Raw genomic sequence first — 21,044 nt, forward strand, 5'->3', positions numbered from 1 at the left:
CTTCGGGGTCAGGACGAGCGGCGGCGCCCGAGGGGCGACGGGAGGCCGGGGATGCGGGGGAGGTCACGTCGGCTGGCAAGCACCCAGCCGGTGAGGAACACCGCCGCCAGGAGGGGTTCGAGCCACAGCGGGAGGTCGGCGGCACGTCCCCCCAGGGAGAGCGCGCCCACCGCGAGGAGGGCGACCAGCACGCGCAGGAACAGGCCGGCCCAGCGGTGGTGGTCGCGCCGCCAGACGATCGTGATGGGGATGGCGGCGATGACGACCGTGCCGGCGAGGTAGCCCAGCGCCACGCCGAGGATGCCGAGGCGGTCGCCGAGGACGAGCCACACCACAACGCCGACGGCCATGCCGAGCAGGCTGGCGCCGGTGGTGATGCGCATGCCCTCGCGGGAGGTCGTCGTCAGCGCGTTGACGCTGGCCACGGCCAGGTTGGTCGCCAGCACCGCGAGGACGAGCACCGGCAGCACGGTCGCGGCGTCGGCGTACTTCTGGCCCCAGATCACGGCGACGAGGAACCGGCTGCAGAGGATGAGGCAGCCGAAGATGCCCACCATCACGGCGGCCAGGGTGCGGGTGGCGCGGTCGGTCTGGGCCCGGAAGCCGGCGTGGTCGCCACGGCCCCAGGCCTCGGCCAGTGACGGGAAGAGCACCAGGCTGAGCGAGGCGGCGAGCATGGAGGCGGGGGTGGCGAGGTTGAGTGCGGCGGCGTACTGGCCGGCGTCGTGCAGACCTGAGGTCAGCCGGGCGGTGATCTGCGACAGCTGGAGGAAGCCGGTGCTCGCGATGGACCCGGCAGCGCCGAGGGCGACGAAGGCGTCGAGCTCGCGGCGGTGCGCCCCGTCGGGACGGCCACGCACCCCGTGGGGCCAGCCGGCGAGGGCGTAGACGGCATAGCCGAGGGCCAGCGGCAGCACGAGCGCCGGGCCGCGCACGCCGGCCACCAGCACCGCGGCCAGGGCGCCGAGGCCCACGGTGACACTGATGAGGTCCCAGGCGGTGGCGCGCGGCACCTGCCCCGCCCCGAACTGCACACCGCGGGTGAAGCTGTAGCCGGAGTAGGCGATGGTCATCGCCGCGACGCACAGGGCCCCGGCCACCGTGCCGTGGTCGATGAGCACCCACACCGGGATGCTCGCGACGGCCAGGAGCAGCGACGTCTGCACGGTGCGCAGCGCGAGGTGCCGCGCGGTGGCGAGCAGCTCGGCGCTGTTGCCCGCACCGCGGGCCCGGGCGATGTACTTCGACGCCGCGCTGCCGGTGGTGGTGGGCCAGAGGAGGGCCAGCAGGGTGGCCGTGGCGATCGCCGTGGCCACCGCCCCCAGGGCCGCGGAGCCGGCGATGTGGGCGACGAGCCAGGCGGTCGCGAAGCGCAGGAACCCCTGCGCCAGCAGGCCGGCCGTGCTCAGGGCGCCGCCCTGCACCAGCGAGATCTGCGAGGGCCGGTCGAGCCGCAGGGGGCGGAAGACGGAGCCGGTCACGCCGCGGACGTCGATCACCGGGCCGCCACCACGCTGCGGTAGACCGCGGCGACGGTCTCGACGCCCTTGGCGGTGCCGTGCGTGGCACGCACCCAACCGCGCACCCGGTCGGGGTCGTGCCCCTGGCCTCCGGAGAGCAGCTCGGTCACGGCCTCCACCGCACCGTCGACGCTGCCGCCGACGACGGGCGGCGCGGACGCGGCATACAGGGGGAGCTCGACGGGCACGACCAGGGGCGCGCCGGTGCCCATCGCCTCCAGCTCGCTGGCCGAGAGGATGCCGGCCGACTGGCCGACCACCGCGCTCGCCCCGGCGAGCAGACGCAGGTATGCCGCGTGGTCCAGGCGGGGCACGAGCCGCACCCCGCGCCGTGCCGCCTCCTGCGCGTCGGGACCCCAGTCGAGGCCGACGACCTCGACCCGGTCGCCGAGGGTGGCGACGAGGCGCTCGGCGACGTCGAGCTGTGCCTCCAGGCCCTTGACCGCCTCCCAGCGCGACGCGAACACCACCTGCGGCCGCCCGGGTGCGGGCTGCCAGCAGGGCAGCGCGTCGACGTCCACCGGCACCGGCAGCAGCGTGGCGTCGGCCCGGTGCGGCAGGACGTGCTCGGCGAGGTCGGGCGTCGAGTAGAAGACCGCCTCGGCGTCGCGCAGGCCGGCGCGGATCTCGTCGGTGCGGCGCGGGTCGTACTGCGTGGTGCGCACGTCGGTGCCGTGGCAGTGCAGCACGAACCGGGGCGCGGCCGGGCGGGTGTGGTGCAAGGTCGATGCGGAGTGGACGTGCACGACGTCGTGGCTCCGGGCGGCGACGGCCAGCCGGGCGAGCCAGGAGCCGCCGAGCAGCGCCTTGCGGGCCCGGCCGATGACGCCGCTCCAGTCCTGCGCCTCGGCCGCCTTGGGCATGAGGTCCCAGCGCCAGCCGCGGCGCCGCGCCTCGGCGACGAGGTTCGCCCCGGTGTAGGCGGCGTCGTTGACGTGCAGCGCCGACGGGGAGCCGGCGTCGGGTCCCGTCACGCCGTGCCGCCGAGGAGCCGGGTGACGATGCCCTCGACCACCGTGACGTCGTGCTCGCTGCTCAGCTCGTGGGAGTGCTCGTGCGACGCCTGCTTGCCCGCCCGGACGGCGTCGGCGTCGAGGGTGCGCAGCGCCGCGACGAACGACTCCTTGGAGAAGTCGGCGGACACCACGCCGAGGCCGTACTCGCGTACCAGGCGGGCCATCTCGGGGGCCGGCCCGACGGCGTGGCACAGCCGCGCCTGCACGAAGTCGAAGAACTTGTTGGGCAGGGCGAACTCGGCGTTGATGTTGATCGGCGGCATGCAGAACGCGCCCACGTCGTACTGGTTGAGGGTGGTCGGCAGCTCGGCCGGGGCCACCGGCGGGTTGATCCGGATGCGGTCGCTGCCACGGGCCAGGGCCCGCAGCTCGCCGAGGTAGCGACCACCGTCGGCGGCGGGCACGAGGTAGAGGTCAAGAGTGCAGTGCGGCACCTCGAGGGTCGCCTCGATGAGCATCTCGAGGTTGCGGCCCCGGATGGCGGCGCCGCTGTGCACGAGGCGGACGCAGTCGTCCTGCACCGGCGTGGGCTGCAGGTCGCGCCAGGGACCGGCGTTGCGCACCACCTCGCAGGCGACGCCGTAGTGCTCGGTGTAGCGCTGGGCCAGCGGCTCGCACACGGTCGTGACGGCGGCCGACTGCGGCAGGTAGCGCTCGCAGAGGTGCTTCATCAGTGGGCCGACCAGCAGGCGCCAGGTGGCCACGTGGGAGAACTCCTCGGCCGCCCACTCGTGCATGTCGGCCCAGACCGGGGCGCCGTGGGCGACGGCGTGGGCCAGCGGGAGGGCGCGGGCGTCGTTGGCGATGACGAGGTCGAAGCGGCGGTCGCCGACGAGCTCGAGGCCGCGCTGGAGGCCCGGGGCCGCGAGCTCGGCGCTGCGCAGCCGACGGGTCGCCAGCTTCGCGACACCGAGGGGGGTGCGCGGCAGCGAGTTCAGCCCGTCCTCGACCCGCAGGTGCCCGGTGGCCGCCTCCGGCTTCTCGCCGTAGCCGAGCGTCGTGACCTCGCCGAAGCGCGCGAGGACCCCGACCTGCCGGAGCACCCGGGCGTCACCGGTGATGGGGGAGTAGGAGATGCAGAGGATCTGGGGGGCGGCCACGGGCAGTGAGTCTACGGTGGCGGCCACAGCGTGGCCGGGACCACACCACGGGGTGCTCCGCGGCGGCATACCAGCGGGTAGCCTTGCGGTTCGTGAGCACTGGTGACGCTGCCTTCGACCTGTTCAAGATCTCGGAGGACCACGAGGCCCTTCGAGAGGCCGTCCGAGCGGTGGCGGAGGACAAGATCGCGCCCTACGCGGCCGCGGTCGACGAGGAGTCGCGCTACCCGCAGGAGGCGCACGACGCCCTGGTGGCGTCGGACTTCCACGCCCCGCACATCCCCGAGCAGTACGACGGGGTCGGCGCCGACGCGCTCGCGACCTGCATCGTCATCGAGGAGGTGGCCCGGGCCTGCGCCTCGTCGTCGCTGATCCCCGCGGTCAACAAGCTCGGCACCATGCCGCTGATCCTCGGTGCCTCCGAGGAGGTCAAGGCGAAGTACCTGCCGCCGGTCGCCCGCGGCGAGTCGACGTTCTCCTACGGGCTCTCCGAGCGCGAGGCCGGCTCCGACACCGCGTCGATGAAGACCCGCGCGCGCCGGGACGGCGACGACTGGGTGCTGAGCGGCCAGAAGTCGTGGATCACCAACGCCGGCGTCTCCGACTTCTACACGGTGCTCGCCGTGACCGACCCGGAGGGCAAGCGCGGCAGCAACGTCAGCGCGTTCGTCGTCGAGAAGTCCGACGAGGGCTTCTCCTTCGGCGAGAAGGAGCGCAAGCTCGGCATCAAGGGCTCGCCGACCCGCGAGCTGCACTTCGACAACGTGCGCATCCCCGGAGACCGCATGGTCGGCGCCCCGGGTGAGGGGCTCAAGATCGCCCTGCGCACCCTCGACCACACCCGCGTCACCATCGGCGCGCAGGCCGTCGGCATCGCCCAGGGGGCGCTGGACTTCGCGGTCGGGTACGTCAAGGAGCGCAAGCAGTTCGGCAAGGCCATCGCCGACTTCCAGGGCATCCAGTTCATGCTCGCCGACATGGCGATGGAGCTCGAGGCCGCGCGCCAGATGGTCTACGTCGCGGCGGCCAAGTCCGAGCGCGGCGACAAGGACCTGCCGTTCTTCGGTGCGGCCGCGAAGTGCTACGCCTCCGACGTCGCGATGAAGGTGACGACGGATGCCGTGCAGCTGCTCGGCGGCTACGGCTACACCAAGGACTTCCCGGTGGAGCGGATGATGCGCGACGCCAAGATCACCCAGATCTACGAGGGCACCAACCAGATCCAGCGCATGGTGATGGCCCGCCAGCTCCTGAAGTAGGTCGTTGACGCTCTGACCTGCGGTGGTGCAAGCCGGAGCGCGATCGTGCAAGGCGAGCGTGCCGTCCTCCTCCTACGACGGCACCGACGTGTGGACGGCATCTGAGTTCATGCGTCCTGCCGCCGACTCGAGGTGGTCGACACCTGCCGCACTCGGCAGGCCCGGCCGAGGTCCGATGAAAGCCCTGTTGGCACGGGGTCCCACACCAGGACTCGGCATCGGCGCACGCGTCCCCGGCGGACGGCCGGAGGTTCGCCATCGGACGTGACCAACGCCCCTGACCGGCACGGCGCCGCGACAACACGCTGGAGGTGGAGAGGAGGTGGCGACATGGCACAGGCACAGATGACCTCTGACTACGAGCAGGCCCGGGCCCGGCTGCTGCGGAAGCGGAAGTTCCGTGGCGACGTGGTGGCCTACCTCGTCATCAACGCGTTCCTGGTCGGCCTGTGGGCCGTTTCGGGTGCCGGCTCCTTCTGGCCCGGCTGGGTGCTCGCGATCTGGGGTGTCCTGCTGCTGCTGGACGGCTGGGACGCCTACTTCAGGCACGACGTGACCGAGGACGACATCCAACGCGAGATGCACAGGACGCGGTAGCCGCGCTGCCAAGCCCTCGGCCCGACTTCGAGAAGAAGGCCCGCCAGCTACGACGCCGACGGGCTGAAGGAGGTAGGAGACAATGCGCCTACCGAAGAGAGACCTCATCGCCACAGCCCTCGTGGCCGCCGCAGTCGCGCTCTACCTGTTGTGGCTCCTGGACGCAACGCTGCCCGGCATGAGCAACATCCGGGTCACCGGACTGGCGATCCTGGCACTGGGCTTCGCCGCCTCGGCATCTGCGGTGGTGCCGGGCTTCGCGCAGCTGGTGCACGGAAACAAGACCTATCTGGCGGCGACGACGCTGCTCGGGCTGGTCGCGTTCGCCGGCGGCCTGGCCATGGTGCTGTGGGCCAGCAGCGCCGGTCTGGGTGTGCTGGTCGCCACCATGGCGGTGCTCTGGGCGATCGCCACCATTCATCACCTACGGCTCTCCAAGGGCCAGTCTGAACCAACCACCCAGATCGCCGTAGCGCCGCGGGAGCACCACCTGAGCAATCGGTGACCGCAGAGCCGTGGACCCTCAGCTCAGGTGCGGCTGGCCCCTGATGGGGCATCAGCGAGTGCCGTCTTCCTCTGCGTCGGTGTCGAGCGGAATGATGACCACCTTGCCGCGGACCTTGCCCGACTCGAGCAGTTCCATCGCGGTCCTGGCCTGGTCGAGGGGGTAGTTGTCGGCGAGGCTGGGGATGACCCGGCCGGCCTCGAGGTGCTCGGTGAGCTGTTCGAGGTCGCTGGCGCGTTCCCTGGCCATGAGGATCGCGAGGCGTTGGCGGACGAGGAGCGAGAGCAGCGCCCCTCGCAGCTGCCTGCCCATTCCGGTGATGCTTCCGGCGTTCTCGCTTCCCACGAAGACGACGGTGCCGCGCGGTTTGAGGGCGCGGCGCAGTCGCTTGAGGGATGAGCCGCCGCCGATGTCGAGGATGAGGTCGTAGGTGCGGGTGCCGTCGGCGAAGTCGTCACGGCCGTAGTCGAGCACGTGATCGGCACCCAGACTTGTCACGAAGTCGGCTTTCGCGGCGCTGGCGACTCCGGTCACCTGCGCCCCGAAGACCTTGGCCAGTTGCACTGCGTAGCTGCCGACACCGCCCGATGCGCCAATGACGAGAACCGTCTGCCCGGCCCGGACCTTGCCGACGTCCCGCAGGGCTTGCAGCGCCGTACCGGCCGAGATGGGGACGGCGGCGGCTTGGGCGAAGGTCAGGTTCGCGGGTTTGCGCGCGAGCTTGTTCTCTGGGCCGACGGCGTACTCGGCGAATGAGCCGGGCGCGACGCCGTACACCTCGTCGCCGGGCGCAAAACGGGTCACGGCCGAGCCGACCTTTACAACGGTGCCGGCCACGTCTCGTCCCGAGGTGGGCTGCTTCGGGCGTCGCAGCCCTGTCGCCATTCGCACGACGTAGGGCTTGCCAGTCATGAGGTGTTCAGTGCCGCGGTCCAGACCGGCAGCGTGCACCTTCACGAGCACCTCGTTGTCGCCGGGTTCGGGGATGTTGACGTCGCCGACGCGAAGGACCTCGGAGGTGCCGTAGCTGTCCTGGATGACTGCCTTCATGGCGACTCCTCGTCCGAGCGTGGTGTTGGTGTTCATGGTGCTCCTGTCGCTGTGTCGTGGTTGGCGGTTTCGGCCGGCGGTGAAGGGGTGGTGCCCAGCGCAGCACCGACCTGGGTGGCCGAACCGGCGAGGCCGGAGGTGAGTCCGGAGTGCGTTTCCGGCACCACGGAGGCGATGACCATGGTGGTACGGGTGACCTACGAGGGCACCAACCAGATCCAGCGCGTGGTGATGGCCCGCCAGCTCCTGAGGGAGGACGCGCTCGGCGGAGCTGCGGGGTGGTCGCTCACCGGATGTCGCGGTGGCGCCGGACGTCGCCCCGTTCGACCCGGCCCGCGGGGACCACGAGGGTCGGCCGGTCGGCGAACTCCAGCACGTGACGGGTGAGGGCCCCGACGTAGCCCTCACCGGTCGCCAGGCGCGCGGAGCGCCCGATGACGACGAGGTCCGCACCCCAGGTCCCGGCCCGGTCGAGGATCGCCGACCCTGCGCCGCCCGTCAGGACCGCGGTCTCGACGGCCACCTCGCTGGCCTGTCCCATGGCCGACACCCGGCTCAGCACCCGGTTGACCGAGTGGGCCCGTCCCGCCGGCGCGGCCGGTCCGCTCACCTGGCCGATCGCGGTGTCGACCTCGTGGTCGGTGAGCACGTGCACGGCCAGCACCTGTGCGCCCAGGGGTGCCGCCAGCGCGAGGGTCGTGCGGACCGCGGCCAGCGAGTCGGCCGAGTCGTCAACGGCCACCAGGATGCGTTCGATCATCGGGTGCCACCTTCCGCTGCAGCCCGGCGGAGCCGCAGACCGTCGTCCTGCTCGTCCTGTTCGAGGGCCAGCTCGAGACGTGCACGCTCCGCCTCCAGCCACGGGAGCCAGTGCGTCTCGATCGCCCGGAGCCGGCGTCGCGTGACGCCCACCTCCGCGTCGAGCCGGCGCAGTGCCTCCTCGGCGGCCGCCAGGCGCACCGCGGCGAGCACGGCCCGGCGCACCGCGTCGGTGGCGGGCACGACCGCGGCGTTCGCGGCCGGGAAGCGCGAGGGTGCGGGGAAGTGGACGTCGGCGTCGATCGGCAGGTCCACCCCCATGACCACCTGCCAGCTCACGCGGGCCTGTGCCTCGTCGACCGGCGCCGCCGACCGCAGGGCGTCCTCGCCCCCCAGCAGCGCGGCGCGCAGGACCCAGGTGCGGGCCTCGGCCCAGGTGTCGGCGCACTGCTGCTCCAGTCGTGAGGCGCGCATCCGCTGGCTCTGCTGCTGGGGCAGCAGGATCCGCAGCTTGCGGTCGAGCTGGGCCCGGCCGCGCTCGGCCACCGCCTGGCGACGCCGCAGCCAGAGCCGGCCGGCGCGGCCCGGCGGAACACGGGACAGGGCAGGCATGCTCATCGCCCCGCTTCCAGGTGTTCGCCGACGGGGTGCTCTCCGGTGGGGTGCTCTCCGGTGGGGTGCTGTCCGCCCAGGTGCTCCTCGACGAGGCTGTCGGACAGCATGGTCAGCTCGCGACGGGGCAGGAGGGCGGCGAGGGACCAGCCCCGGTCCAGGGTGTCGTCCAGGGTGCGGTGCTCCTGTGGCCGCTGGTCGAGCAGCCGGCGCTCGAACTCGTCGGCGAAGGTGAGGTACAGCTGGTCGGTCTTGGAGAGGGCGGAGACCCCGACGATCTCCGAGAGCTCGGCGACCTCCCGTGCCCGGGCCAGGGCGGCGAGCAGCTGGGCCGCGAGGTCGAGGTGGTCGTCGCGGGTCCGCCCCGGGCCCGCGCCGTGGCGCATCAGCCTGGAGAGCGAGGAGAGGGCGTCGACGGGTGGGTAGACGCCGTGCGAGTGCACGGCGGGGGAGAGCACGACCTGGCCCTCGGTGATGTATCCCGTCAGGTCCGGCACCGGGTGCGTGATGTCGCCACCGGGCATGGTGAGCACCGGCACGATCGTCACGGACCCGGCCCTTCCCCGCACCCGCCCGCAGCGTTCGTAGAGCGAGGCGAGGTCGCTGTACAGGTAGCCGGGGTAGGCGCGCCGGCCGGGCAGCTCCCCGCGAGCGCTGGAGATCTCGCGAAGCGCCTCGGCGTAGCTGGTGACGTCCGCCAGCACCACCAGCACGTCGCGGCCGGTCTCGAAGGCCAGGTGCTCGGCGACGGTGAGGGCGATGCGCGGGGTCAGGATGCGCTCGATGACCGGGTCGTCGGCGGTGTTGAGGAGCAGGACGAGCTCACCGACCGCGAGGCGGCCCTCGAGCGCCTGGCGCACCATCGCGGCGTCGGCGTGGGTGACCCCCATCCCGGCGAAGACGACGCAGAAGGGGCGGGTCCCGGCGCGGGCCTGGGCGGCGAGCTGCGCGGCCAGGGCCAGGTGGGGCAGCCCCGCCACCGAGAAGATGGGCAGCTTCTGCCCGCGCACGAGGGTCGTGAGCGCGTCGATCGCGGAGATGCCCGTGAGCACCGGGTCGCCGGGCGACTCGCGCCACACCGGGTTCAGGGGGTGGCCGGTGACGGCGGCCGACGTGCCGGACGTGACCGGTGGCCCGCCGTCCCTCGGCTCACCGCGCCCGTTGCAGGTGCGTCCCAGCCAGGCAGTGCCGACGGGCACGCGCACGGGGCGCCCGGTGAACCGGACCCGCGTGGCCAAGGGGTCGATGGCCTCGGTTCCCTCGAGGACCTGCACGACGGCGAGGCCCCGGTCGACCTCGAGCACGACACCGTGCCGGACCTGCCCGCCCGACCCGTCGTCGACGCGCACCACCGCGGCCTCGTCCCACCCGACACCCGTGGTGTCACGCACCACGAGCAGCGGGCCGTGCACCTGCGCGATGCTGCCGAACTCGACCGACAGCGCGGGGCCACCGCCGCCCGTGCCCGCCGTCGTCGCCGTCATCGCAGCTGCTCCAGGGCGGCGAGCACCCGGTCGCGCCGTGCTTCGACACCGGCCACGTCGTCGGGCGCGAGGTCGCCGCCCGCCCGCAGCAGGGGCGAGTAGTCCAGCTCCTCGACCTCCGCGGCCGTGACGCCCCGCTGGACCGCGGCATGGCAGGCCTCGATGACGCCGAGCACCGCCTCGAGGAGCGCCCGGGTCTTCTCCGGTGAGCAGTGCGAGTCGTTCGGCGACAGGGCGCTCTGCTGCAGGAACCCCTCGCGCAGGAGCCGTCCACCCCACAGCACGACCCGTTCCCGCGAGGGCAGCGAGCTGCTCCCGACGAGGGCCGCGAGGTCCGCCAGCCGGTCCGCCTCGGCGAGGACGGCGGTGACCTGGGCCCGCCGGGCCGCCCAGCCGGGGTCCTCCCGACCGGCGTACCAGTGCGCCACGGCCTCGGCGTCGAGGGAGAAGGAGCCCGACCACGCCACGGCGGGGTAGTGGCGGGCGTAGGCGAGGTCACGGTCGAGGTCCCACACCGCACGGACGAAGCGCTCGGTGTGCGTGGTGACCGGCTCGGTGGTGTCGCCCCCGGGAGGGGAGACCGCGCCGATGATGGTCACCGACCCGGTGCCACCCCCCAGCGTCGTGAAGCTGCCGGCCCGCTCGTAGAAGGCCGCCAGCGCCGACGGCAGTGACGCCGGGTAGCCCTCCTCCGCAGGGAGGGCCCCGGACCGGGACGCCCACTCGCGCATGGCCTCGGCCCACCGGGAGGTGGAGTCGGCGATCACGACCGCGTGGTGGCCCATGTCGCGGAAGTACTCCGCGACGGTCACCCCCGTGTAGATGCTCGCCTCCCGAGCCATCATCGGCATGTTCGAGGTGTTGGCGATGATGACCGTGCGCTCGACCAGACGGCGCCCGGTGCGAGGGTCCACCAGGTCGCCGAACTCGGCCAGCACGTCGGCCATCTCGTTGCCGCGCTCGCCACAGCCGACGTAGACGATGACGTCGGCGGCACACCACTTGGCGACCTGCTGCAGCAGCAGCGTCTTGCCGGTCCCGAACCCGCCGGGGACGGCTGCGGTGCTGCCGCGCGCCACCGGGAACACGGCGTCCAGGACGCGCTGCCCCGTCAGCAGCGGCTCACCCGCGTCGAGCCGGGTGGCCGTGGGGCGTGCCCGCCGGACCGGCCAGTCGGCCGTCATGGCGACAACGACCTCCCCGACCAGGGCGACCGGTTCGGTGGACACCCGGGCACCGGGGGGCGCCAGCCACGTGACCGCCCCCCTGGTGCCGGGCGGCACCAGCACGCGGAACTCGAGCGCGGCCGGGGTCGGCACCGTGCCGAGCACCGCGCCCTCCTCCACGAGGTCGCCCTCGCGGACCGCGGGCCGCCACTCCCACGTCCCGCCCGCCACCTCCCGGGTGCTCCCGGGTGGCAACCAGGTCGGGGCGTCGGCGAGCGGTCGCAGGAGTCCGTCGTGCACGCCCCCGAGCAGGTCCGGCCCCAGCCGCACCGAGAGGGGGCGGCCGAGGGTCCGCGCGGGGTCCCCGGTGCGCAGGCCGCCGGTGTACTCGTACGCCTGGACGGTCGCCGTGCCCCCGGAGATCGCGACGACCTCGCCGGGCAGCTCCGCCTCTCCCAGCGCCACGAGGTCCGCCATGGCAACGCCGGAGAGCCCCTCGACCTCCAGCAGGGGGCCGCTCACCCGCACGATGCGGGCCGTGCTCAGCCCGGGCACCACAGCTGCTCCAGGTCGAGGCCCTCCATCGCCTGGGCCACCAGGGTGCCGACCGAGCCGTCGACGGTGCGGCCGTCGGGCGCCCGGGCCCAGAGGCCGCCGTCGGCGGTGTCGCCCAGCTCCGCCTCACCGCCGAGGCTCGTGCGCAGTGCCGCCTCCAGGGCCGCCCTCCGGTCGGGCTCGCGCAGGGCGAGCGCCACGGCGCGGCGGGCCGCCTCCACCAGCTGACGGTATGCCGTGTGCTGGGCTTCCAGCACGATGGCCCGGGCTCGTTGCTCGGCTCGGCTGGCGGCTCGTGCCGCCAGCTCCCTGCCGTCAGCCTCGCCCTCGGCTGCCGCGGAGGCGAGTACCCGGGCTGCCTGCTCGCGTGCGCCGTCCACCAGGGCCTGGCCCTCCTCGGCGGCAGACCGCCTCAGCTGCTCCGCCTCGGCGCGCGCGGCTGCCAGCAGGGCTGTCCGCAGCGGGTCCAGGGCCTGCCGCTGGGCGTCGAGGACGTCAACCACCTGCGCCCTCCTCACCCGGGCCGGGAAGCGGGTCCGGTGGACCGCTGGTCGGCAGGACGACGGACAACGGGGCCCTGGGGGACCACCGTGCATCGCCCAGGTCGGCGGCGGCCTGGGGTGTCAGAACCACCACGGCCACCTCCGCCGGCAGCTCGTCCCAGGTCTGACGGGTCCCCGAGGCCGTGGCCGCGGACACCACCCGCACACCGGCCAGGACGAACCCGGCGACCTCGGCCTCCGATCCGATGGCGACGACCTGGTGGCTCGCGGCGACGGCCATCAGGCCCTGCCGATGAGGATGACCGACACGATGAGGCCGTAGATCGCGATGCCCTCGGCCAGCCCGACGATGACCATGGCCCGACCGAAGATCTCGGGCCGCTCGCTCATCGCCGCCAGGGCCGCGGAGCCGGTGTAGGCCACCGCGATCGCCGCGCCGATGGACGAGCCGGCGACGGCGATGGCAGCTCCGAGCAGTGCTGCACCGCTCGCGGAGGACGTGGTCGCGGCCGCGGCGTGGGGGAGGCCGGTGGCGGCCGCTTCCGGGGCCGTGGTGGCCAGGACGAGCAGCACCAGCGCTCCGACGAGCAGGAGCCCGTTGACGGCCAGCACGGCCCGCAGCACCGTGCTCGGGCGGCGGCGCCGGAGCCACACCCCGGCGAGGCAGCCGGCCACCAGGAGAGGGGCGGCGATCAGCCATGTGGTCATGCGACGTCCTCCTTGCCGTTCGAGCTCCTGCCGTTCGAGCTCCTGACGTGCGGGTCTCCTCCGAGCGGGGTCGGCTGCTCCATCGGCACGTGCCAGGGACGGAAGGGCACGCCTTCGCTGACGAACACCCGCGAGAAGAGCTCGTAGTACTCCAGGCGCAGCGCCTGGATCGCGGCGATGAGCCCCTCGAGCCCGAAGGCCACCGCCGTGCCGACCAGGAAGACGACGACCGCGGCGGCGAGGCCGAGTCCGCCTCGGTCCCACAGCGCCACGGTGGCCGTCCAGACGACCGCCGCCAGTGCCGCGTGGGTGAGGCCGAAGGCGGCGAGGCGGGCGAAGCTCACGAGGTTGGAGCCCAACCGGATGACGAGGTCGAAGAGCTCGATGCCGGCCTCGACCGCACCGCTGCCGCCGCCGCCCGCGGCGGTGAACAGCCCGGCATACGCCGCCGCCAGGCCACCGGCGGCCACCGCGCAGCCCAGGTAGACGGCCCAGTCGGCGCCCGCGTAGAGCCCAGCAGCGACGGCTCCGAGCCCCAGGAAGAGCGCGCTCCCGGCGAGGCCGGAGGGTGCGTAGAGCGTCTGCCGCCAGCCGCCCTCGCGGTACCGGTTGACGCTGCCCAGGGCGTAGGCGGCCGCCAGGAGCACGGCACCCACGGCCAGCGCGGCGGCCAGCAGCTCGACGGGGTGCTCGAGGGGCTTCAGCCACAGCGCCGGGACGACGCCGGTGGGGCCGAAGAACTCGCCGTACAGCAGGCCGAACACGACGCTCGCGGCGCCGGCTCCGGCGAGGAAGACCCACGCCGGCTGGAGCCCTCGCAGCCGGGGCCACCACAGCTGCCGCATGACCAGCGCCAGCAGCAGCAGCAGGATGCCGTGGCCCGCGTCCGCGAACATCATCCCGAACATCGCCACGTAGGCCAGGCCGGCGACGAGCGAGGGGTTGACGTCGGCATACGGCACGGTCGAGTAGGTCTCGACCAGGGGCGCGAAGGGCCGCCCCGGGTCCGTGGCGGGAAGCAGGGTCGGCGGTTGCACGCCCGGTGGCCGCGGGAGCGGCACCACCACGGCGCCCAGCGGCCGGAGTCGTTCCGCGAGGGGCGCCACGGCGCTGCTCGGCGCCCAGCCCGGCAGGCCGCAGACGCGGCCCCGCTCGACGCACTCGGAGGCGCGCCGGGCGATCTCGGCCTCGCCTGCGACGAGGTCGAACCGGCCGCGTTGCTCGCACTCCTCGAGGTCCGGGGCGGTGGCGGCCACCACGGGCTCTGCCCCGTTGGTCCGGGGCTCGGTGAGCCGGCCCGACGTGGCGCCCTCCGGGCTTCCGAGCCGGTGGCCGTTCCCTCCCGGACCGCTGGGTTCGGCGAACGCCACACAGCCTTCGTCGGCCACCCGCGCGAGCACGTCGCGCAGGACCTCGCGAGGGGCGAGCAGCGCCACCCGCTGCATCGTCACCGGGCCCAGGGCCTCACGCCGCGGCACGGAAGACCTCCAGCCCTTCCGCGCCATGGGCCGCGGCCTGGAGCGCCGCCCGCACACGCCAGGCGTCAGCGGCGAGCAGGCCGACCGCGCCGACGAGCACCTCGGGCCCCGGGCGTGGTGCGCGGACCAGCCCCTCGCTGTCGCGCTCGACCGCCAGCCACCAGCGGGCCTCCGCGCCCCACAGCTCAGCGGGCCCGGACACCCCCTCCAGCACCGAGCGGGTGGAGCGCGAGAGGGCCGGGGCCAGGTCGGTGAAGCGGCGGGCGTGGGCGGCCGACCGGCCGACGACGCGCGAGGCGGCCTGCGCTGCGGGGGACGGCAGGGGCCCCGCCCCCGTCAGGAGCTCACGGGCGAGCAGGAGGGCGGTCGACCGCGCGGCCCAGGTCGCTGCCGCCGGCGCCACCAGGGTCACGCGGTCCGCCACCGAGCAACGCAGCCACAGCAGCACCTCGCGTGGGCTCTCGCCACCGGGGTCGCCCCAGGCCGAGGTGGCGAGCGCGGCACGGACGGCTGCGGGCGTTCCCGTCCCGCGCAGGCGGGGCCACGCGGTGGCGAGGCCGCCGAGCTCCAGCGGGCTCAGGGCGGGGCCCGGCTCCGTCACCGGTCGGGTGAGCCGCTGCAGGTGCTCCTCGATGGCAAGGATCTCGAGCGGTGCCAGCAGCGTGCGCAGGGTGGCGACGCCGTCGCGGGTCGTCCATCCGGCCAGGACCCTGGCGTTCCAGATGAGCGCCTGGAGGACGCCGCGCTCCGCCTGCGCCGTCGACTGGCCGGCGTGCACGTGCCGGCCGTAGGTCGTGCGGGCCAGGAGCTCGACCGCGGCCTCAGGGGTCGGGCTCGTCGCGAGCTTGAGGGCGCCGTCTCGGCCCAGGCGACGGTTGGCCATCGCCCGCGCGCGCACGCTGCCGGCCACCCAGCCGACGCTCATGGGCCCACTCCGGTGTCGTGGCGCTGAGCGGGTTCGGCGGCGGACTCGACGGCGGGTTCGGCGGCGGGCTCGGTGGCGGGCTCGGTGGTGGGCTCGGTGACGAGCTCCCACACCCGGGCCACGACGAGGTCCACGTGGTGGGGCAGCTGCTCCTCGCACCTGCGACGGACCTGCTCGGCGCTCGCCTCCCCGCGCCCGGCCGCCGCAGCCGCCCGCTCGTCGGCGCTCCGCCGGGCCCGGACCCGAGCGGCCTCTCGTTCGGCGGGGACTCGCGCCTCGGCCGAGGCCAGCAGGTCGCGCACCACCTCGCGGTCATGGGCACGCTGGGCTTCGGCGTCGTGCTGCGCGGCCGCCACGATGCCCTGGCACTCGGTCTCCACCGGCTCCAGGAGCAGGAAAACGGGGGCCAGCTCGTCGGCGGCCTCGCGCGCCCGGTCGGCCGGGACGCCGGGTGGGTTGGCTGCGCCGGGGGCACCGGAAGGCCTGAGCCTGTACAACAGGTCCCTGACCCGGGGCATGGCCCCCACCTCCCTGGCGGGTGGCCGGGGCAGCCGCACGGGGTGGGCCGTCACCGCCACTCATCTTGAGGGTAGGAACTCAAGGCTCGGAGGCTGATGAGGCTTTGGTCCCGGCGGCGGGGAGCGGGGGTCCGTCAGGGGGGAGCGGGGGTCCGCCAGGCGGAAGCAGGGGTCCGCCAGCCGGGAGCAGGGTCCGTCAGGTGGGAGTGGGCTCGGGTCAGGACCACGGCCGACACTCGGACACGTCTGGGCGAAATCCCCGAAACCGGCTCAACCGCCACTTTTCGAACCTAGAGTGACGCGCGTGTCTGCGTGGGGCGGGGTCCGGTCGGGTTTGCGGTCACTGACAGGTGTGATGGCCACGTCCGCCCTCCTCGCGGCGGCGGTGGTGACCGCGGCGGAGCCGGCCCACGCGGCGGGTGGCGGACTGGTGGGAAAGAGCGCCGCAGCCATCCTGCCCGTGACGGTCCTCGGGTCCTCCGCGGTGGTTCCGGACGCGCACCTGACCCGGCTCCAGCGGGTCGGCGGCTCCGCCGTCCGGCTCGGCGGCTCCGACCGCTACGCCACTGCCGTCTCGGTCTCCAGGTCGGTCGCACCGTCCGGGACCAGGGAGGTGGTGCTCGCGACGGGCGGCGCCTTCCCCGACGCGCTGGCCGCCGGCCCCCTCGCGGCCAGGCTGTCCGGGGTCGTGCTCATCACCGCGCCGACGAGCCTGCCGCAGGTCGTCCGCGACGAGCTGAGCCGGCTCAAGCCGCGCCGCATCACCGTCGTCGGCGGCACCGGCGCGGTGTCGAACGCCGTGCTGGGTGCGGCCCGGACCGCCGCCGGGGGCGCGAGCGTCGCCGTCCGCCGGCTCGACGGCGCCGACCGCTACCTGACGGCCCGCCGGGTCGCGGGGGAGTTCCCCGCCGGAGTGCGCGGGACCGTGCTCGCTGCCGGAGCAGACTTCCCGGACGGCGTGGCCTCGGGCCCGGTGGCCGCAGCCCTGGGCGGGCCGGTCCTCCTCTCTCCGCGGGACAGTCTGAGCGCTGCGGTCCGCGACGAGCTGAAGCGCCTGGCCCCCGGACGGCTGGTGCTCGCCGGAGGCACCGGAGCGCTCTCGACCACCGTCGAGTCGGCGGCCGAGAGCGCAACGGGTCGTCAGGCCGAGCGGGCGGCCGGAGCCGACCGCTACGCCACCTCGGCCGCGCTGGCAGCGGTGCTCACCTCCACCGGCAAGGCGGGGGGCGCCTTCGTGGCCACGGGCACCGCCTTCCCCGACGCGCTCGTCGGCGGGGTCGCCGCAGCACGCAGGCACGCGCCCATCCTGCTCACCGCCGCGCGGGCAGCCGGGGCGTCGGCGACCGCCGCGGAGGTCGGCCGGCTTCGCGGCCTCGGCGACTGGGTGGTCCTGAGCCTCCAGGCGCTGGCGCGGCAGCAGTCACTGCCCACCGGACAGACCGCCTACGACGCCGCCCACCAGTGGAGCAGCCTCGGCATCCTCTACGGGTGGGACGACGCAGAGGCGAAGGCCCAGCTCCAGCGGCTGCGAGCCAGCCGGAAGCCCGACGGCGGCTACGGGGTCGACGGTGCGTGGGACGCCTTCCAGGACGGCAGCGTGAACCCTGCCTCCGCCAGCTACCTCATCACCGTCACCGACCACGCCGGCCGCGCCCTCCTCGAGGGCCACCGTGCCGGTGTCATCGCGGCGAGCGAGATCCAGCCGCTGGTCGACCTGGTGCTCAGCTGGCCCACCGTGCAGGGCGACCCCGACTGCCTCGCCTACACCCGTCAGCCCAGCGACCGTCGCTACTGCGTCTACAACGTGAACACCGGTGCCGCCTGGTTCCTCAAGGCCGCCTATGACGCAGGGATCCGGCGCCCCGGCCAGCTGGAGCTCTCGCGTCGGCTGTACACGCACGACGCGGCGCTGCAGCACGGCGGCTGGTGGCCCTACTCCTCGGCCGCGAAGCCGAGCACCTACCAGGACTGGAACCACAACGCGGCCATGGTCGACATGCAGCTCGACCTCGACCCGGCGGCCGGCCAGAAGACGCTCGACGCGGTCATGCCCGGCGGCTGGGTGCACCCGGTCGCCAGCGTGCGCAAGTACGACGACGCCATGGGCTACACCCGTCTGGTGCCCTCCGCCTGCGCGTACCGTTCCAGCGCCCTGGTGGCGGCCGACCGCGCGATCCTGCCGAAGCAGAGGGTCAACGCCGCCGACACGGGCCAGCTCACCTTGTGGGCGGTCCGCACCGCCCGCGCCTGCGGCGCCTGACCTGGGTCGCCGTCCACAGGGCGGTTGACGAGGCCACACCGTCCACAGGTCGCGCGGATGGGGTTGTGTGACAAGAGCCGGTATGCCGCCAAAGCCGTTGCGTTGCAACGGTTTCCGTTCATTGCGGCTTGAGGTGGGTTGTCGGTGGTCACCCCTACGGTTGTCGCCATGGAGGGGAACCAGCGCCACGGCGAGCAGGCAGGTCACTGCCTGAGCCTGGCCGAGCGCCGGGAGCGGTTCGCCGCCGCGCGGGAGGCGCTGCATGGGCTGGACGAGGTGACGTGGCAGTGCCCCTCCGGTGGTGGTGAGGACGGTCTGTCCGGTCTCATGGGCGAGGTCGACGCGCTGGGCATGGCGTGTGACGCGGGCCGGGTGGCGGTGCTGCGGGAGGCGATGCACCGCGGCGAGAGCTCCGGCGGGTCGGCGGCGCTGACCACGGCGCAGTGGGTCCGCCACCACGCCCCGTCGACCATCGCCGGTGGTGCGGCGGCGATCGTGTCGGTCGCGACCGCGTTCGGGAAGCGCGTCAACGCCCCGGTGAAGGAAGCAGTGGAGTCCGGCCGCCTGCCGGTGAAGTCCGCGGCGGTGGTGGTGTCCGAGGCCGACAAGCTGCGCCCGCTGCTGGCGGATGGGGCCGAGCCGCACGTGCTGGAGGGGCTGATCGGGATGGCCGAGCAGCACGGCCCGTCCGGGTGCCGGCTGCTGCGTGACGGGCTGATCGCCAAGTACGGGCGCCAGGACGTGCTGCAGGACCAGCAGAGCATGGGCAAGTCCTTCATCCGGCTCTCCCCACCGACCGACACCGGGGCGAGCACGTTCGAGTACCGGCTGACTCTCGACGTGGAGGGCAAGGCGGTCCTCGAGGCCGCCCTCGGCCCACTTTCGGCCCCCAGGCCGGTCGACGGCGAACGCGACCTGCGGTCCTCGGACCGCCGCCGCGGCGACGCCCTCATCTCCCTGGTCCGGCGTGCGGTCGGAGCCGGGGACGAGGTCGGCAAGACCAACAAGACGACGCTGCTGCTGACCATGAGCTACGAGGACCTGAAGGACCGCCTCGGCGCGGCCACCACCTTGGGCGGGCTCGACGCCGGCACCCACCTCGCCCCCGAGACCGTCCGGCGGCTGTGCTGCGACGGCTCGGTCATCCCGATCGTCCTCGGCTCCGACGGGGAGGTCATGGACTGGGGTCTGGAGAAGCGGTTCTTCACCGACGCCCAGACCAAACGCCTCTGGCTGCGCGACGGCGGCTGCACCTACCCCGGCTGCGGGGCACCGCCGCAGTGGACCGACGCCCACCACCTGGTGCACTGGGCCGACCTCGGACCCTCGGACCTGGCCAACGGGGCGCTGCTCTGCGAGCGGCACCACACCATCGTGCACACCCGCCGCCTGGCCGGCCGCGTCGTGCAGGGGGCGTTCGGGGAACGGGTCGAGTGGGACCTCACCCGCGGCTCCTACGCCGACCTGCTCGCCCGCCGGGCGGCCAGCAACACCGCAACCGAACCAGCGTGACCCCGCCCCACACCCCGCCACCCGCTGGCGGGGCCACAGGCATGTCCGTGCCCCGACGAGAAGGCATGTCCGTGCCTCGATGAGAAGGAGAGAGGGGCGGTATGCCGGCCACCCGGCATACCGCCCCTCTTGCTGTCCCTGCCACCACCGAGCGGCGAGGGAGGGGGAGTCGCTCAGCCCCCGGAGGGCTTGCCGTCGGTGCCGGGCGGCGGCTCCTCGAGCGGCTCGTCCTTGCGCAGCATGGTGAACAGCGCCTTGGCCCGCTGGGTGTTCCACTTGATGGAGCTGCCGGCCTGGGTCTGGTAGTTCTCGCTCTGGATCGGCACGACCAGGCTGAGGCCCTCGTCCTTGGAGACCGCGCGGAGCGCCATCAGGACACGGCCGGCGTCGGTCATCGAGGTGTCCTCGCCGACGATGAGGCCCTTGGCGGCGGCGTGGCTGAAGCCCCAGTAGCGGGTCGGGACCAGCACGGTCGAGGGGGTGGCGGCCTTCTTCATGATGGCGCCGAGGAACTGCCGCTGGCGGTCGGCCCGGCCGATGTCGCCGCGGGGGTCGGAGTAGCGGGCCCGGACGTAGCCGAGGGCGTTCCTGCCGTCGAGGTTCTGGCAGCCCTTCTTGAGGTTGATCCCAGCCTTGGGGTCGTTCATGTTGTTCTTCACGCAGATGTTCACGCCGTCGAGGCTGTCGACGACGGAGGCGAAGCCCCCGAAGCCGATCTCGACGTACCCGTCGATGTGCAGGTCGGTGACCTGCTCCACCGTGTGCACCAGCAGCTTCGGGCCGCCGAAGGCGAACGCCGCGTTGACCTTGTTGCTGCCGTGGCCGGGAATCGGCACGTACGAGTCGCGCGGCAGGGAGATGAGGGCGGGCTTGCCGTCACCGGCGGGCACGTGCACCAGGATGATCGAGTCGGTGCGACGTCCGGCGGCCTTGCCGGTCGAGTACTCCTTGCGCTGGGCCGCGGTCAGGCCCTCGCGGCTGTCGGAGCCGACGAGCAGGTAGTTGTAGCCCTTGCTGTCCGACGGGCGGGCGCCCTTGGGGGCGGTGTCCACCTTGGTCACGGCATTCCAGGCGTGCCACGGGGTGTAGACCATGAAGGCCAGCCAGCCGAGGATGACCAGCACCACGAGCCAGCCCCAGCGCAGGCGGCGTCTCGGTCGTGCCTGGTCGGCGGAGCGGGCCGGGCGCTGGCGTCCGCCACCACCGCCGTTCCCGCCACCGCGGCCACCGTTGCCGGAGCCGCCGTCGTCGTCGTAGCCACCGCCCCGGCGGTCAGGGCGCTCGGTCACCGGCAGCGGCCGCGTGCCACCGTCGACGGGGGCGCCGGCACCACCGCGTCGGCCCCGGCGCACGTCGACGGTGTAGACGTCGTCGTCCCCCGAGCTCATGGCAGCGCCACGCCCTCGTTGGGGGAGCGGGCGGGCGTCGTCCGGGCGGGTGTCGCGGGGCGTCATGCCGACATGATCCTCTGCGAGCCGTTCCCCGCCAAAAAGGACGCACCGCACCAACCCAGGAAA

General features: G+C 73.7%; 20 protein-coding genes. 5 read left to right on the forward strand and 15 right to left on the reverse strand.

The genetic code is table 11. The features are described 5' to 3' along the window. Nucleotides 1-8: 8 nt before the first annotated feature. The 3 genes from BMW78_RS14460 to BMW78_RS14470 are packed head-to-tail and all read right to left on the reverse strand — an operon-like array spanning nucleotide 9 to nucleotide 3,636. Nucleotides 9-1,499, reverse strand: coding sequence for a lipopolysaccharide biosynthesis protein (locus tag BMW78_RS14460; protein WP_091761202.1), 1,491 nt, complete (start codon nucleotides 1,497-1,499; stop codon nucleotides 9-11). Beyond that, a complete protein-coding gene (locus BMW78_RS14465) occupies nucleotides 1,496-2,494 on the reverse strand; it encodes a glycosyltransferase family protein (protein WP_091761203.1) in 999 nt (332 codons plus the stop codon). Before BMW78_RS14465 ends, BMW78_RS14460 begins: the two co-directional genes overlap by 4 nt. Beyond that, complete coding sequence (locus BMW78_RS14470; RefSeq protein WP_091761470.1) at nucleotides 2,491-3,636, reverse strand: glycosyltransferase; 1,146 nt, start codon at nucleotides 3,634-3,636, stop codon at nucleotides 2,491-2,493. Before BMW78_RS14470 ends, BMW78_RS14465 begins: the two co-directional genes overlap by 4 nt. A gap of 92 nt (nucleotides 3,637-3,728) precedes the next feature. Between BMW78_RS14470 and BMW78_RS14475 the strand changes: the two genes are divergently transcribed. The 3 genes from BMW78_RS14475 (at nucleotide 3,729) to BMW78_RS14485 (ending at nucleotide 5,997) form a co-directional block, all read left to right on the forward strand. After that, nucleotides 3,729-4,895, forward strand: a complete 1,167-nt coding sequence (locus tag BMW78_RS14475) for an acyl-CoA dehydrogenase family protein (RefSeq protein WP_091761471.1) — start codon at nucleotides 3,729-3,731, stop codon at nucleotides 4,893-4,895. Nucleotides 4,896-5,225: 330 nt separating this feature from the next. After that, on the forward strand, nucleotides 5,226-5,492 hold the full coding sequence (locus BMW78_RS14480; RefSeq protein WP_091761205.1) for a 2TM domain-containing protein: 267 nt from the start codon (nucleotides 5,226-5,228) through the stop codon (nucleotides 5,490-5,492). An 82-nt stretch (nucleotides 5,493-5,574) separates the two neighbouring features. Beyond that, entirely contained in the window at nucleotides 5,575-5,997 is a 423-nt protein-coding gene (locus BMW78_RS14485) for a hypothetical protein (protein WP_091761207.1), read from the forward strand. A gap of 51 nt (nucleotides 5,998-6,048) precedes the next feature. Here BMW78_RS14485 and BMW78_RS14490 read toward each other — a convergent pair whose 3' ends face one another. The 11 genes from BMW78_RS14490 to BMW78_RS14540 form a co-directional block, all read right to left on the reverse strand. After that, nucleotides 6,049-7,083, reverse strand: coding sequence for an NAD(P)-dependent alcohol dehydrogenase (locus BMW78_RS14490; RefSeq protein WP_245735876.1), 1,035 nt, complete (start codon nucleotides 7,081-7,083; stop codon nucleotides 6,049-6,051). 250 nt (nucleotides 7,084-7,333) lie between these two features. Then, on the reverse strand, nucleotides 7,334-7,807 hold the full coding sequence (locus BMW78_RS14495; protein ID WP_091761209.1) for a universal stress protein: 474 nt from the start codon (nucleotides 7,805-7,807) through the stop codon (nucleotides 7,334-7,336). After that, nucleotides 7,804-8,424 (reverse strand): V-type ATP synthase subunit D, encoded by a 621-nt coding sequence (locus tag BMW78_RS14500; RefSeq protein WP_091761211.1) that lies wholly within the window; start codon nucleotides 8,422-8,424, stop codon nucleotides 7,804-7,806. The genes BMW78_RS14495 and BMW78_RS14500 overlap by 4 nt, the downstream gene beginning before the upstream one ends. Then, nucleotides 8,421-9,902 (reverse strand): V-type ATP synthase subunit B, encoded by a 1,482-nt coding sequence (locus BMW78_RS14505; RefSeq protein WP_091761213.1) that lies wholly within the window; start codon nucleotides 9,900-9,902, stop codon nucleotides 8,421-8,423. The genes BMW78_RS14500 and BMW78_RS14505 overlap by 4 nt, the downstream gene beginning before the upstream one ends. Then, nucleotides 9,899-11,623, reverse strand: a complete 1,725-nt coding sequence (locus BMW78_RS14510) for a V-type ATP synthase subunit A (protein WP_177180405.1) — start codon at nucleotides 11,621-11,623, stop codon at nucleotides 9,899-9,901. The genes BMW78_RS14505 and BMW78_RS14510 overlap by 4 nt, the downstream gene beginning before the upstream one ends. Next, a complete protein-coding gene (locus BMW78_RS14515) occupies nucleotides 11,611-12,126 on the reverse strand; it encodes a hypothetical protein (protein ID WP_091761216.1) in 516 nt (171 codons plus the stop codon). The genes BMW78_RS14510 and BMW78_RS14515 overlap by 13 nt, the downstream gene beginning before the upstream one ends. After that, nucleotides 12,119-12,406, reverse strand: a complete 288-nt coding sequence (locus tag BMW78_RS14520) for a V-type ATP synthase subunit F (protein WP_091761218.1) — start codon at nucleotides 12,404-12,406, stop codon at nucleotides 12,119-12,121. The genes BMW78_RS14515 and BMW78_RS14520 overlap by 8 nt, the downstream gene beginning before the upstream one ends. Beyond that, nucleotides 12,406-12,834 carry an ATP synthase subunit C gene (locus BMW78_RS14525; RefSeq protein WP_091761220.1) on the reverse strand — a complete coding sequence of 143 codons (429 nt, stop codon included), beginning with the start codon at nucleotides 12,832-12,834 and terminating at the stop codon, nucleotides 12,406-12,408. The genes BMW78_RS14520 and BMW78_RS14525 overlap by 1 nt, the downstream gene beginning before the upstream one ends. Beyond that, nucleotides 12,831-14,312 (reverse strand): V-type ATPase 116kDa subunit family protein, encoded by a 1,482-nt coding sequence (locus BMW78_RS14530; RefSeq protein WP_218144367.1) that lies wholly within the window; start codon nucleotides 14,310-14,312, stop codon nucleotides 12,831-12,833. The genes BMW78_RS14525 and BMW78_RS14530 overlap by 4 nt, the downstream gene beginning before the upstream one ends. Further along, nucleotides 14,299-15,237: a hypothetical protein gene (locus BMW78_RS14535; protein ID WP_091761221.1), complete on the reverse strand. Its 939-nt coding sequence runs from the start codon at nucleotides 15,235-15,237 to the stop codon at nucleotides 14,299-14,301. The genes BMW78_RS14530 and BMW78_RS14535 overlap by 14 nt, the downstream gene beginning before the upstream one ends. Next, nucleotides 15,234-15,755, reverse strand: a complete 522-nt coding sequence (locus BMW78_RS14540; protein ID WP_091761223.1) for a hypothetical protein — start codon at nucleotides 15,753-15,755, stop codon at nucleotides 15,234-15,236. Before BMW78_RS14540 ends, BMW78_RS14535 begins: the two co-directional genes overlap by 4 nt. Before the next feature lie 355 nt (nucleotides 15,756-16,110). Between BMW78_RS14540 and BMW78_RS14545 the strand changes: the two genes are divergently transcribed. Beyond that, nucleotides 16,111-18,015 (forward strand): cell wall-binding repeat-containing protein, encoded by a 1,905-nt coding sequence (locus BMW78_RS14545; RefSeq protein ID WP_091761225.1) that lies wholly within the window; start codon nucleotides 16,111-16,113, stop codon nucleotides 18,013-18,015. Between the two features lie 168 nt (nucleotides 18,016-18,183). After that, the gene (locus BMW78_RS14550) at nucleotides 18,184-19,527 is read left to right on the forward strand and encodes an HNH endonuclease signature motif containing protein (protein ID WP_091761227.1); all 1,344 of its coding nucleotides are present in this window, start codon (nucleotides 18,184-18,186) and stop codon (nucleotides 19,525-19,527) included. Nucleotides 19,528-19,700: 173 nt separating this feature from the next. Here the strand turns inward: BMW78_RS14550 and BMW78_RS14555 are convergent, their stop codons facing one another. Next, nucleotides 19,701-20,981: an LCP family protein gene (locus BMW78_RS14555; RefSeq protein ID WP_245735877.1), complete on the reverse strand. Its 1,281-nt coding sequence runs from the start codon at nucleotides 20,979-20,981 to the stop codon at nucleotides 19,701-19,703. Nucleotides 20,982-21,044 lie beyond the last annotated feature (63 nt).

Source organism: Pedococcus cremeus (assembly GCF_900111375.1).
Taxonomy (GTDB): Bacteria; Actinomycetota; Actinomycetes; order Actinomycetales; family Dermatophilaceae; genus Pedococcus_A; species Pedococcus_A cremeus.

Excerpts from the sequence above, each read along its gene's own strand:
- BMW78_RS14535 (WP_091761221.1), bottom strand. The coding sequence starts at position 15,237 with ATGAGCGTCGGCTGGGTGGCCGGCAGCGTGCGCGCGCGGGCGATGGCC.
- BMW78_RS14500 (WP_091761211.1), bottom strand. The coding sequence starts at position 8,424 with ATGAGCATGCCTGCCCTGTCCCGTGTTCCGCCGGGCCGCGCCGGCCGG.
- BMW78_RS14555 (WP_245735877.1), bottom strand. The coding sequence starts at position 20,981 with ATGACGCCCCGCGACACCCGCCCGGACGACGCCCGCCCGCTCCCCCAA.
- BMW78_RS14540 (WP_091761223.1), bottom strand. The coding sequence starts at position 15,755 with ATGCCCCGGGTCAGGGACCTGTTGTACAGGCTCAGGCCTTCCGGTGCC.
- BMW78_RS14520 (WP_091761218.1), bottom strand. The coding sequence starts at position 12,406 with ATGGCCGTCGCCGCGAGCCACCAGGTCGTCGCCATCGGATCGGAGGCC.
- BMW78_RS14485 (WP_091761207.1), top strand. The coding sequence starts at position 5,575 with ATGCGCCTACCGAAGAGAGACCTCATCGCCACAGCCCTCGTGGCCGCC.
- BMW78_RS14490 (WP_245735876.1), bottom strand. The coding sequence starts at position 7,083 with ATGAACACCAACACCACGCTCGGACGAGGAGTCGCCATGAAGGCAGTC.
- BMW78_RS14495 (WP_091761209.1), bottom strand. The coding sequence starts at position 7,807 with ATGATCGAACGCATCCTGGTGGCCGTTGACGACTCGGCCGACTCGCTG.
- BMW78_RS14545 (WP_091761225.1), top strand. The coding sequence starts at position 16,111 with ATGGCCACGTCCGCCCTCCTCGCGGCGGCGGTGGTGACCGCGGCGGAG.
- BMW78_RS14505 (WP_091761213.1), bottom strand. The coding sequence starts at position 9,902 with ATGACGGCGACGACGGCGGGCACGGGCGGCGGTGGCCCCGCGCTGTCG.
- BMW78_RS14550 (WP_091761227.1), top strand. The coding sequence starts at position 18,184 with ATGGAGGGGAACCAGCGCCACGGCGAGCAGGCAGGTCACTGCCTGAGC.
- BMW78_RS14525 (WP_091761220.1), bottom strand. The coding sequence starts at position 12,834 with ATGACCACATGGCTGATCGCCGCCCCTCTCCTGGTGGCCGGCTGCCTC.
- BMW78_RS14480 (WP_091761205.1), top strand. The coding sequence starts at position 5,226 with ATGGCACAGGCACAGATGACCTCTGACTACGAGCAGGCCCGGGCCCGG.